Origin of the sequence: Odoribacter lunatus (assembly GCF_943193135.1) — a bacterium.
GTDB classification, from domain to species: domain Bacteria; phylum Bacteroidota; class Bacteroidia; order Bacteroidales; family Marinifilaceae; genus Culturomica; species Culturomica lunata.
In genome coordinates this window covers 52,901-65,811 of sequence record NZ_CALPCZ010000013.1, presented here as the reverse complement: position 1 = coordinate 65,811, position 12,911 = coordinate 52,901, and the positions used below count along the sequence as shown (strand labels likewise).

Below are 12,911 nucleotides of genomic sequence, written 5' to 3'. Positions count from 1 at the left end.
AAAGTAGCTATCAGATATAATCCATCACCATGCCTTGCATTAGCATCTCCAAGTCTAATACCAGCATTTATTCCCTTAAAAACTAAACCTCCTCCTTCATCTTCCACACAAATAACTACATTCGTAGGATGTTTCGTAGCTGTAAGTGTCAGTGTTTTGCCTTGTTTACCATTATTTCCATATAAGATATAAGTACGTACAGCATTTATAATGGCTATCGTTATGCATCCCATAAGAAAAGAAGGAAGTTTAAAACTATCAATAACAAGCTCTATAAAATTATCTACAGCTGCTGAACTTGTCATTTGTGCGGGAATAGTTATGGATAATTCATCTATTTTATTCATTAATTTGTGCCTGAGTGTTTAACCTAGATATTTTCCTCCTGTCCGGAAAGTTAACTTGAGCCGAATTGAATGGCTCCGCTACTTTCCGGTCTCGCTCGAAATCATTGAAAAAGTCAGAATAACTCATCAGAGTTATTTCCGTCTTTTCCAACAATTTCACCTGCCTCTTTTTATATAAAGCGTATTTTTTCTCATTTTATTATCAATTGTTTATAAAGAATATTGTTGAAACATTATGAATGAAATTACGTTTCTATTTATCGCCTATTGGCGTTTAACAAACCTACGAAAAATGCATTAATTGCATAAATTTTAAATTTAAATGGCATTAGCTGATATAGAACAATATGTGATTGATAAAGTAAGAGCTAAAAGGCTTGAACTGAATTGGACACAGGAAGATTTATCAGCTGCTTCTGGCTTATCACAGGGATTTATCGGCGATGTCGAATCGGGCAAGAGAGAGAAAAAATACAATTTCAAACACATAAATACCTTTGCCAAGGTATTTAAATGCTCTCCTAAAGATTTCTTACCTAACCTTCCTTTCTGAATAGAATTTACGTCTATAAATTTTTTTGCATACATACAAAAACGTGGAATATTGATAACCATTTGTGTCTAAAGGCTCTGCAATAGCCTGTCCAACTAACAGTACAATAATTCCACGTATAAAACATGAAACTAATTGACTGTCTCGTTGGACTTTTTGAATATTGCAGATTCTTAGACCAAGACGTTCATTTAGTTTACTGAACCATTCCAATATTTTAGAATGGTTTTTTATTTTTAATCTTTTCTATTTTAGTCTACCAAAAATTTAAATTATAACTCTATATATAATATTTGTAAGACCCCATAAATATGGACTGGCTTCGTTTACAAAAAAAGTAAATTCTTTTGAATCTTCAAAATGCTATTAGCTATATTAGCGTCAGCTAATAGCGAGTTGTATTTTGAGTGCCTCAAAATTTTTCGAGTAACTCGAAACTCGCCCTCATACTTTGTGTTCGGGAAAGGGGACTCCCAAGTCGTCTCCCCCCATATAAAATACCATAAAACTTGAACTAAAATAGACACCCTTAAAATCGACAACAATATAAAATACTGTCAAAGCACATAAGGCAAATAAGAAAATTGCGAAAAAGAAGGGAAAGACATTTATTTTTATCTATATTTGTCCAAAGAAACAAAGCAGAAACCAAAAGACAATTCCTGCCAGTTTAGTGCCAAAAAAACGTTACTAAATCGTTACGATTACAAGTAATTGTTTGGAGAAGGTTTGAAAATTAACAAGATAAGTTCCAATGGTTAAAAAACCCACGGGATCACAAAACAGCAACCCAAAATACTAAAATCAGTGTTTTGGGTTTTATTTTAATTATCAATTCAGTTCTATGTCATGAATATAAAAACCAAAGGCTATGTATTAGGGGCTATCGCAGCTGCTACATATGGTATGAATCCGTTATTCGCCCTCCCTTTATATCAATCTGGCATGAATCCGGATTCGGTTCTTTTTTTCAGATATCTGTTTGCGATTCCGGTATTGGGTTTTATGCTTAAAGCACGAGGGAGAAATTTTCAGTTACAACGAAAAGAGATTGTACCTCTGATTATCATGGGATTATTAGTCGCCCTTTCCTCTCTCCCATTGTTTCAAAGCTATAATTATATGGAAGCCGGTATCGCTTCTACTCTGTTATTCGTATATCCGATTATGGTTGCGATTATTATGGCCAGTCTTTTCAAAGAAAGATTATCTTTTCAGACTATTCTGTGTATTATATTGGCATTAGTCGGTATTGGGTTACTCTATAAAGGAGGGGACGGTTTGCCACTTAATCTTACAGGTATTCTGCTAGTAATGCTCTCGGCGCTTTCCTATGCTATCTATATTGTAAGCATAAACCGCCCAATCTTAAAGGATATAGCGACTCTTAAACTAACCTTTTATGTCTTACTTTTCGGATTGTCTTTATTTTTTGTCCGAGTAGATTTCGGGAAAAGTCTATGTTTGGCACAGGAGTGGTATTTATGGGGCAATTTGATAGCATTAGCTCTTTTCCCAACTGCTGTATCTTTTCTCTGTACTACCCTTTCCATCCAATATATCGGTTCTACTCCAACAGCTATTCTCGGAGCTTTAGAGCCTTTAACGGCGGTATTCTTCGGCATTACTGTTTTCGGAGAAGTTCTGACATTCAGATTGGGATGCGGTATTATCATGATTATCTGTGCTGTTACTTTTATTATAGCAGGAAGTAGTATTACTCCTTTTCTCATTCGTTTCAGAAAACTTTTCCCCAGACTTCCTTTTAAAAGAAAAGTAAATCCCTAATAGATGAAAAATACGTAATTACCGTTCTTTCTATATTCTAAATATTTTTCATAGTTTTGCTATCGAAAACGTTAACATTCATACAATATGCAGAACAAGTATATCTTAAATCCTAACCCATTAGTACAATTTTTACAAAAAGACCGTAACGATTTTACAAAAACGGATCTCATCAAATACATAACGGAAAATAACATTGAAATGGTCAATTTTCGTTATATCGGTGGAGATGGCCGGCTGAAAACATTGAACTTTATTATCAACAGCCTCCAACACCTTGACAGTATCCTTACCTATGGGGAACGTGTAGACGGTTCAAGTTTATTTCCTTATATAGAGGCGGGAGCAAGCGATTTATATGTTATTCCGCGTTATCGAACAGCTTTTCTGAACCCTTTTAGTGAAATTCCGGCAATTGACATTCTATGCAGCTATTACACCAAAGAAGGCAAACCATTGGAAAGCGCACCGGAATACACCCTACGAAAAGCACACGAGGAATTCAAGAAAGTAACCGGCATGGAATTTCAGGCAATGGGAGAATTAGAATATTACGTCATCAGCGAAAAAGAAGAACTTTTTGAAACTGAAGACCAAAAAGGCTATCATGAATCCACACCTTTTTGTAAATGGGCTGCTTTCCGTTGCGAATGCATGCGTGCTATTGCTCAAACAGGAGGACAAATCAAATACGGACATTCAGAAGTCGGCAATTTTACATTGGGAACAACTGCCTACGAGCAGAATGAAATAGAATTCCTGCCTGTCAATATTGAAGACACCGCAGACCAATTGGTCATTGCCAAGTGGATTATGCGCACACTGGCGGACCAATACGGAATCAATCTGACTTTCGCTCCCAAAATCACAGCTGGCAAAGCCGGAAGTGGACTTCACATACATACCCGTTTAATGCAAAACGGACAAAATATGTATATTAAAAACGGAGAATTGACACCCGCGGCATTAAAAGCAATCGCTGGAATTCTCGACATCGCCTCCTCTTTAACAGCCTTTGGCAATACAAATCCAACTTCCTACTTCAGACTGGTACCGCACCAGGAAGCTCCGACCAACATCTGTTGGGGAGACCGTAACCGATCAGTACTTGTCCGGGTTCCACTCGGCTGGACTCAAGGTGCATCACACATGATAACAGATGCCAATCCACTTGAAAAAAACGCACAAGAAAGCGACCCAGGTATAAAACAAACAGTAGAATTCCGCTGTCCTGACGGGTCTGCCGACCTCTATTTGCTCTTAGCCGGACTAGCAGTAGCCGCACGCCATGGATTTGAGATGGTCAATGCAATCGAATATGCCCAAGAACGCTATGTAAGCGTTAATATCTTTGATGATGCCCACAAGGCAACAGCCGAAAAACTAAACCACTTACCCGCGTCATGTGCAGAATCAGCCGAGTGCCTTGAAAAGCAACGGCATATTTATGAAGAACACCAAGTATTTAGTCCTAAATTACTCGACGGTATTATTCATAAACTAAAATCATACAACGACCGCACATTAAGACAAGAAATCGGCAATAACACCGAACGTCTTACCGAACTTGTCAAAAAATACCTCAACGCAGAATAATGTGAAACATAAAAAGGTTGGCAAAAGCCAGCCTTTTTATATATTTGTATCAATCAAAATCTTAAAAATCATGCAAACAACAGTCATCGGCGTTGCCGGAGGTACCGGTTCAGGAAAAAGTACATTAGTAAAAAAACTACGCGAAGCATTTGCCGAAAAAGACGTTGTAACACTCAGCCATGATTACTACTATAAAGAAAACAACGACATCACATTAGAAGAAAGAAGAAAACTCAATTATGACCACCCGCAGGCATTTGATACACAAATGATGATTGAGCAAGTCAAAGCTTTAAAAGAAGGTGTTCCGGTCGAACGCCCCGAATACTCATTTGTAGACCACAACCGCCTGGCAAAAACAATAAAAGTCATCCCCGCTAAAGTCTTGATTGTAGAAGGAATTCTTATATTTGAAAATAAACAATTACGGGACCTCATGGACATCAAAGTATTTGTTGATACGGATGCCGACATCCGATTGGCTCGGCGAATATTGCGGGATGTCAGTGAACGGGGACGAAGTATGAAATCCGTCATCAGTCAATACATCACCACCGTCAAACCCATGCACGAAGAGTTTGTTGAGCCTTCTAAAAAATACGCAGATGTTATTATTCCGGAAGGAGGCTTTAATTCCGTAGCAGTAACCATGCTCATCGAAAACATAAAATCAGTTATCCGATAAAGCCACCTATATCTTACAATTCTATAGTAAAACGAGTCTCCTTATCAGGAATCGAATGCACCCGAATAGACCCGTTATGGGCTCGAATAATTTGCCGGGCTATGCTCAATCCAATACCGGAGCCCTGCTTCTTCGTAGTAAAAAATGGAACAAATATTTGCTTCATAAGCTCCTCTGGTATACCGGGACCATTATCTTTGATAGTAAAAATCGTCCGGTCATCTTTCGTCTTATAAGCCGCAATTTTAATAACAGCATCCGCCCGCCCCTGCAAAGCCTGAATTGCATTCTTCACTATATTAATCATCACCTGCCCCAACAAATTGGAATCCGCATACAACTTCAAATCCTCAACCACCTCACTCGTATCAATTCTTACAGAATTAAAATTATCTTCAGCACTACACAGAATCACGATCCGCTGCACAAATTCCAAAACATTAAACAACTCTTTCGCGGGAGTTGGTATTCGGGTAAACTTCCTGTAAGACTCCACAAAAGAAACCAATCCTTTACTCGTCTCACTAATAACATGCAACCCGTTTATCGCATTCTCCCTGATATGATGACTTTCACCATTTTCATTCTCATATAAAGCTAATAACGTATCACTCAAAGACGTAATCGGAGCTATCGAATTCATAATTTCATGTGATAAAACCCGTATCAATTTAATCCATGATTCTATCTCCTTCTCATCCATCTCATTATTAATATCATGAATCACGACTAAACGAACCTCCTCTTTATCCAGCAAGAAACCCGAAACCTTAATACTCAATTGAATCGTCCCGCGTTCCATTGTTAATGAACAAACTTTCTCATCCCCCGACTTAATATTTTCAAACAACACTGTAAGAGCGGGATCAACATGATCTAATTGCCGAACATGAGTAAACACATTTAAACCGAGCAACTTCAATGCAGCAGCATTGGTTTGCACAACGAACCCGGCAGCATTCAATATCACAATACCTGAATTAATACTTTCCAGTATCAATTCATAAAATTTTTCCTTCTGTTGTGCCTGAATTCTGGTCTTTTGCACAATCCCCTTCATTTTATTAAGAATAAAGCTCAGAAACATTTCCGAACTAGTACCCTGTCTCTCTATAAAATTAATAGAATAATCATCATTCTCTATCGCTTCAAAAAAATAAGCAATCTTACGATTTACCGAATTATACAACGTCAATGTTTTGGAAATAAAAACAATTCCTCCCCCTACACACACACACACACCGACATAAAACCCAGCTGCAAAACAAACGCATCCACCTACGGTAAAACCGACGATAATCAAAACATACAACAAAAGGTGCAACGAAATCCTCCGGAACATAAATCAAAGATTATACTTTTTCATCTTATTATATAGCGTTTGCCGCGTAATCCCTAATTGGGAAGCCACTGCCGATAAATTCCCATTACTTCGGTCAATAGCCATCTTTATCATTTGTCTCTCCATCTCCTCCAACGTCTCATTCTTTTCCACAAAAGTTGTTGTCACAGTCTTAAAAAAGAAATCGGAAGGCTTTATCGAATCCCCCTCACACATAATCACCGCTTTTTCAATTGTATGCTGTAACTCCCTGATATTTCCCGGCCATCTGTACTCCATCAATTTATTTTTCGCCGTCTGCTGCAATTTAATATTTTCCTTACCGTACTTCGACATATACTTCTTCAAAAAATATTCGGCAAGAGGCACAATATCTTCTGTACGATCACGCAAAGGCGGCACTTCTACATGAATCGTATTAATACGATAAAGCAAATCCTCCCTGAACACCCCTTTCTCAACCATTTGCTGCACATTCCGGTTCGTAGCGCAAACCAAACGAATATTTATATCAATCGGTTTATTAGAACCGATACGGGCAATCTTACGACTTTGTAACGCCGTTAGTAATTTAGCCTGCAACGCATAAGAAAGATTCCCTATTTCATCCAAAAACAACGTCCCCTTATTAGCCGCTTCAAACTTACCTGCCCTGTCTTCCTTCGCATCGGTAAACGCCCCTTTTACATGTCCGAACAACTCACTTTCAAACAAAGTCTCCGTCACGGCCCCCATATCAACAGAAATCATCACCTCCGAAGAACGATTGGACAACCGATGAATCTCACGGGCAATCATCTCTTTCCCCGTCCCGTTCTCTCCTGTAATCAGAACATTGGCATCCGTTTTTGCCACCTTACTTATCAAATTATACACCTGCATAATAGCCGGAGAAGTACCCCACAGCATAGAAGGCTCACGATTCAACTGATTCTTTAAAACATTCTTCTCCTCTCTTAACTGCTTCACCTCCCCCTGCGACTCCCTCAACCGGTAAGCAGAAAGCAACGTCGCCACCAATTTAGCATTATCCCAAGGCTTCACAACAAAATCCGCCGCTCCTTCCTTCACCGCCTTTACAGCCAACTCGATATCCGCATAAGCCGTAAAAAGCACCACAGGAATCTCAGGACTTAATTCTTTAATTCTGGCCAACCAAAACAAACCCTCATTCCCTGTATTAATAGCCGCCGAAAAATTCATATCCAACAATATCACATCCACCTTCTCTTCCGCCAAAATAGAAGGTATTCTTTCCGGTGATACAGACGTAATTACCTTCTCAAAATAGCTTTTCAACAACAACTCCACAGCCATCAAGACAGACTTATTATCGTCTACCAATAAAATCGTTCCTTTTTTTGTCATCATCTTACTTTTATTTGCTCAAAACTAAAAAGCATTTTCCATATATCCATAACATCTGTAAAAAAATTAGACATTCTGATCCATTTTAATTTTCCTCCACAAACTACATCCTTATGTAAAAGAATCACACAACAGTGTCTATATTTTTGACACACCGGATTCTACAACGAAGCACAAACACCTATAAATAAATATATTACATTTTTGGCACGGTTTTGGCATATATCCATACAAACAAGAAAAATTAAAACAAAACCATATGATTAAATCAAATCTATTCATCCTATTTATCGCACTCCTCTCTCTTTCATCAAATGCCCAGTCATCCAAATGGACATTACAAGAGTGCATCAATTATGGAATAGAACAAAGTCTTTCCATGGAACGTCAGTTATTAAATAATGAAATCGACAAAACACACCTAAGAGACGCCTATTTAGACTTTCTTCCCAGTGTCAGCGGATCCTCCAGCATCGGTTACAACTTCGGTCGGTCCATTGGTGAAAACAATACCTACATAAATACCCGCATCATGGCAAACAGCTACTCATTGGGAGCTTCATTAAATCTATTTTCAGGCTTCACCGCCATCAATACATTGCGTTACCGCAAAGTATCCAAATTAAAAGGTATAAAAGACTCCGAAAAACGTGCCAATGACATTGCAATCAACATCATGCAGGCATTTTACGATTTAGCCTATGTAGAAGGACTTATTGAAATCTCCAAAGAACAATTGGAAAACGCCCAATTACAACTAAAAAAAACACAACGGCAATATGAACTGGGAATCAAACCCAAAAGCGACTTATTTGATTTGCAAGCGCAAGTCGCCGAAAGCGAATACAGCTTAATTTCCAATCAAAACAAAAAATCCACAGCATTGGTTACCCTGAAACAAATCATGAACTACCAAGCAGACGAAGAATTGGAAATTAATGCCTCCACACTAAGTAGCATCTTGCCGGAAAACGAATCCATCAATACGGAGCAACTTTTCAATCAAGCCGTAGAACAGCTTCCGGAAATCAACTCCGCCCAATTTGCCATAAAAACCGCCCGCCTCAACTGGTACATTTACAAAGGACAACTATTACCATCTTTCAGCATGTCCGGTAACCTGAACACCTCCTACTACGACACGCAAAACAATTCTTTTTCCAAACAATTCAAAGACAACCTGGGAAAAAGTTTCGGTTTCAGCGTAAACATCCCTATCTTCAACGGATTATACAGACACTCCAACATCACACGCGCCAAATATCAAATGAAAGACGCAGAATACGCTTATCAGGAAACCATGCAAAACGCATACAAAGAAATCGAATTAGCCGTTCTGGAACTCCAAGCCGTAACCCAGGAATACAACATGGCCATCAAAAAACTGAACTTCAGCGAACTCTCTTATCAAGCCAACAAAAAGAAATACGAACAAGGACTTGTAACCATTATGGACGTCAATACAAGCGACAACAACTTGAGACAAGCAAAATTAGACCTGCTAAAAGCCAAACTGACCTACGGAATAAAAAAGAAAATGGTTAGCTTCTATCAAGGCACACCATTACAGACAAAAATAAAATTCTAAACAACATTCACTAAAAAACAATAAAAACACAATACATCATGGACAAAATCATCGAAAAGAAAAAAGGATTAAAGAAAAAACATATCCCTTACATCATTGGAAGCGCCTTCGCCTTATTATTCATTGGTTGGCTAATCTTCGGAAACCACAGCTCGACGCTACGGGTAGACAAAAGTAAAATCACCATTGAAGAAATAAAAAAAGACATCTTCAACGACTACATCCGGATAATGGGCAACGTCGAACCCATCATGTTCTTCCAGCTAAGTGCACTGGAAGGCGGAAGAGTTGTTGAAAAAGTCGTAGAAGAAGGCGCTATGGTACAAAAAGGAGACATCATCGTAAAATTGGAAAACCCCAATCTTTCAATGGAAATCCTCAAAAGCGAAGCAGACTTGGCCTACCAGGAAAACGAACTGCGTAATACCTTGCTATCCATGGAAAAAGACAAACTCAGCATCCGTCAGGACCGTCTGCAAAGTGAACTCACCGTTACCCGCAATAAGCGCAAATACGAACAAAACAAAAAACTATACGAAGAAGACCTCATTGCCAAAGAAGACTACCTCACGGCCAAAGAAGACTACGAAACCTCCGTAGAAAACAACCGAATGCTCATCGAACGCCAAAAACAAGACTCCATGTACCGGGAAATTCAGGTAGAAAACATGGGAGAAAGTCTAAACAACATGCGCCGGAACCTCAAACTCGTACGGGAAAGATACGACAACCTAAACGTCAAAGCCCCCATCAGTGGACAACTGGGAACCCTGGCAGTTGAAATAGGACAAAGCGTTTCCGGAGGAATGGAAATCGGAAAAATCAACGTCCTCGACAACTACAAAGTCGTCGCTCAAATCGACGAACACTATATCGACCGCGTAAGAAAAGACCTCGAAGCCTCGCTGGAACGACAAGGAAGCAACTACCACATGAAAGTACTGAAAGTCTACCCCGATGTAAAAGGAGGACAATTCAAAACAGACCTATGCTTCGTAAACAAAATGCCGGATAATGTCAGAACAGGACAAACCTATCACATCAACCTGCAACTGGGACAATCGGACGAATCCGTATTGATACCGCGAGGCGCTTTCTATCAAAGCACCGGAGGGCAATGGATATTCGTCGTTTCACCGGACGGCAAAGAAGCCTATCGCCGAAGCATTAAAATAGGCAAACAAAACCCGCAATATTACCAAGTCATTAACGGACTGGAACCGGGTGAAAAAGTAATCACCTCCGGATACGAAATGTATGGAAACAACGAACGGTTAATTCTAAAATAAAACTGACATTTGAGTACTGACATATTTGGAAAAAAAGAGATTATTTCAAAAATAATCTCTTTTTTATACCCTATTTTTGCACAAAAACAAAACATGTGTAAACTTCATTATTTTCTGACAATTTTCTTTCTCGTAAGTTGCCACACGGAAAATTCTTTGTCTCCTCGTTTAAAAGAACTGGACTCACTTTTAACCCAAAATCCGCAACAGGCCCTGGATAGTTTATCCCACATAACCCCGACAGAACTTGACAAAAACGACCGCGCTTACTTTTATCTACTTGAAGCTGCCGCAAAAGACAAAAACTATCAAAAAATATCCGACGACTCCACCTTACGTATTGCCGAAAAATACTTTTCTCAAAAACATGATTACCACAACACCGGACGCACCCAATATTACCTTGCCAAATACCTCCTCAACACCAATGACCCGGCCGCAGCTTTCATCTCTCTAAAAAACGCCGAACAAAACATAACAAAAGCAAATCCTACCGACCTGTATTTATTGGGGTTGATTTATTCACTCCATGGCACTATTCAAGGAAGACAAGACAATTGCCAAGAAGCACAAAACTATTATCAAAAATCTTACGATATCTTTAGTGACATAAAAGACACCCTTTCCATGCTGACAATTGCGAAACAAATAGCATGGATGTATATGAGTCAGAAAAAGTTTGAAGAATCCGAAAATACCTTACTGAATGCTATAAAATTAATTGAAAATATCACGAATAACAATGAGCAATTCATAAACTTACATGCAAGTCTATTGAATGCTCTATCCCAACATTACAAAAACAAAGCTAATACAAAGAAAGCCATTATCTCAGGAAAACAAGCTATAGAAATACTAGAAAATTATAATTTACCCATACCATCCAACCTATACTGCACCTTACTAACTGCTATTCAACAAACAAATGACACAAACAGCATTCATAAATATTGTAACAAAATGCTCACACGAGCTGAACAAGAAAATAATTTACTCAATCTTATAAGAGGCCACCATTTATTAATCTTTTTAGCAAAAGCAGAAAGAAATTTCAAACAAGCATGTACTTTACAAAAGAAATACATCGCACTGAAAGACGAATACAACAAACAACTAAAATTCAATGAAATCATCCGACTTGAGAAAAAATACAACTATGCGGAAAAAGAAAAAGCATATTACAAAGCACAAACCAAAATCCTTTGGTTATGTATCTCCATCCTCATTCTCCTTTTCCTGGGTTCAATTATCTTGTTATATTATACTTGGCGACAACGAAAACTAAAAAACAAAAATGCACAACTCATCGGACAAATGGCCAAAGTGGAGTGGGGACTTACGCTATCAAAAGAATTAATGAAAGACGACAGCCATCAATATGCCCGATTGGAAGAAATACTCTGCCGGCACGCCACCCACATTCCACAACAAACATTGGATGAATTTCGTTCACTTCATCACGACTTGCAAATCAACTATTCACAACGCCTGCTTCTCTCTTTGACCGACCTAAACAACGAGTTTACTCAAAAATTAAAACAAAAACATCCCAACCTTTCGCCCAACGATATCTTGCTTGCCTCCATGATACATTATCAATGGGACAACAACGACATCGCCCAAGTTTTTCAAACCTCACTGGAAGCAATCCAAAAAAGGAAAAAACGATTAAAAAACAAACTCACCAGAAAACAGGCAGACATTCCAAACATCGAACAATACCTCATCGAAATTTAAAACTGTTATAGCCTTTTTAACCTCGTCCCTCTGTCACTAAAGATAAACTCATGGTAATCAATACTAAATAATACAGTTTATCGGACATTGTCCCTCCTTGTGTCCTCTGTGTTTATTTGGCTATGTGAAAAGGAGTCACTTATTTTGACAAAATTTCAAACAGCAAATAAAACGACTATGAAAACAAAACTATTTATGATGGTGTGTCTATTGGGTATAAGTCTTTTCTTTCCGAAAACATCTCATGCCCAATTAACGGAAGAAAACCTAGAATTACAATCCAACTGGGATGCAGAATTCGGTCCGGTATCACTTCAACCGGAATACCTGACTGCCACCCTTTCTCATGTAAACCGTACCATTACAGGTACATTTGCATTTAACTACGGGTACGTCACATTCTGGATTGTAAGTGAAAAAGGAGAACTATGTTTAAGTGAAGAAGTAAACGCCGTAGCCAATGGCTCCTATTACCTTGACTTAAGCAAACTAAAAGCCGGGAAATATCGCCTGCAATGTTATTTGCCGGGAGAACCCACGCAAGTTGCCAATTTTGAATTGCATTAAAAATTCCTGACAGAATTATAAATCAATTTCCTGTTTCTCAGAACCTGCACA

At 38.5% G+C, this 12,911-nt stretch carries 11 protein-coding genes; 8 read left to right on the top strand and 3 right to left on the bottom strand.

Annotation, left to right across the window (positions count from 1 at the left end):
* The coding region (locus tag NFR61_RS06845) for an ATP-binding protein (RefSeq protein ID WP_251622009.1) at positions 1-347 on the bottom strand (347 nt) is incomplete at its 3' end.
* A gap of 322 nt (positions 348-669) precedes the next feature.
* Here NFR61_RS06845 and NFR61_RS06840 point away from each other — a divergent pair.
* From NFR61_RS06840 to udk, 4 genes are all read left to right on the top strand, one after another.
* Entirely contained in the window at positions 670-900 is a 231-nt protein-coding gene (locus NFR61_RS06840; protein WP_251622006.1) for a helix-turn-helix domain-containing protein, read from the top strand.
* An 849-nt stretch (positions 901-1,749) separates the two neighbouring features.
* A complete protein-coding gene (locus tag NFR61_RS06835) occupies positions 1,750-2,688 on the top strand; it encodes a DMT family transporter (protein WP_251622005.1) in 939 nt (312 codons plus the stop codon).
* Positions 2,689-2,775: 87 nt separating this feature from the next.
* Positions 2,776-4,284 (top strand): glutamine synthetase family protein, encoded by a 1,509-nt coding sequence (locus NFR61_RS06830; RefSeq protein ID WP_251622004.1) that lies wholly within the window; start codon positions 2,776-2,778, stop codon positions 4,282-4,284.
* Between the two features lie 70 nt (positions 4,285-4,354).
* A complete protein-coding gene (gene udk / locus NFR61_RS06825; RefSeq protein WP_251622003.1) occupies positions 4,355-4,969 on the top strand; it encodes a uridine kinase in 615 nt (204 codons plus the stop codon).
* Positions 4,970-4,982: 13 nt separating this feature from the next.
* On the opposite strand, the gene NFR61_RS06820 is transcribed toward udk, so the two are convergent.
* Both NFR61_RS06820 and NFR61_RS06815 read right to left on the bottom strand, forming a co-directional pair.
* Entirely contained in the window at positions 4,983-6,311 is a 1,329-nt protein-coding gene (locus NFR61_RS06820; protein WP_251622002.1) for a sensor histidine kinase, read from the bottom strand.
* 3 nt (positions 6,312-6,314) lie between these two features.
* A complete protein-coding gene (locus NFR61_RS06815) occupies positions 6,315-7,679 on the bottom strand; it encodes a sigma-54-dependent transcriptional regulator (RefSeq protein ID WP_251622013.1) in 1,365 nt (454 codons plus the stop codon).
* A 259-nt stretch (positions 7,680-7,938) separates the two neighbouring features.
* Between NFR61_RS06815 and NFR61_RS06810 the strand changes: the two genes are divergently transcribed.
* The 4 genes from NFR61_RS06810 to NFR61_RS06795 all read left to right on the top strand — a co-directional run bounded on the left by NFR61_RS06810 (position 7,939) and on the right by NFR61_RS06795 (position 12,860).
* Positions 7,939-9,267 (top strand): TolC family protein, encoded by a 1,329-nt coding sequence (locus NFR61_RS06810; RefSeq protein ID WP_251622001.1) that lies wholly within the window; start codon positions 7,939-7,941, stop codon positions 9,265-9,267.
* A 38-nt stretch (positions 9,268-9,305) separates the two neighbouring features.
* Positions 9,306-10,556: an efflux RND transporter periplasmic adaptor subunit gene (locus NFR61_RS06805; protein WP_251622000.1), complete on the top strand. Its 1,251-nt coding sequence runs from the start codon at positions 9,306-9,308 to the stop codon at positions 10,554-10,556.
* 93 nt (positions 10,557-10,649) lie between these two features.
* A complete protein-coding gene (locus NFR61_RS06800) occupies positions 10,650-12,293 on the top strand; it encodes a tetratricopeptide repeat protein (protein WP_251621998.1) in 1,644 nt (547 codons plus the stop codon).
* A gap of 177 nt (positions 12,294-12,470) precedes the next feature.
* Positions 12,471-12,860, top strand: a complete 390-nt coding sequence (locus NFR61_RS06795) for a hypothetical protein (RefSeq protein ID WP_251621996.1) — start codon at positions 12,471-12,473, stop codon at positions 12,858-12,860.
* Positions 12,861-12,911: the final 51 nt, after the last annotated feature.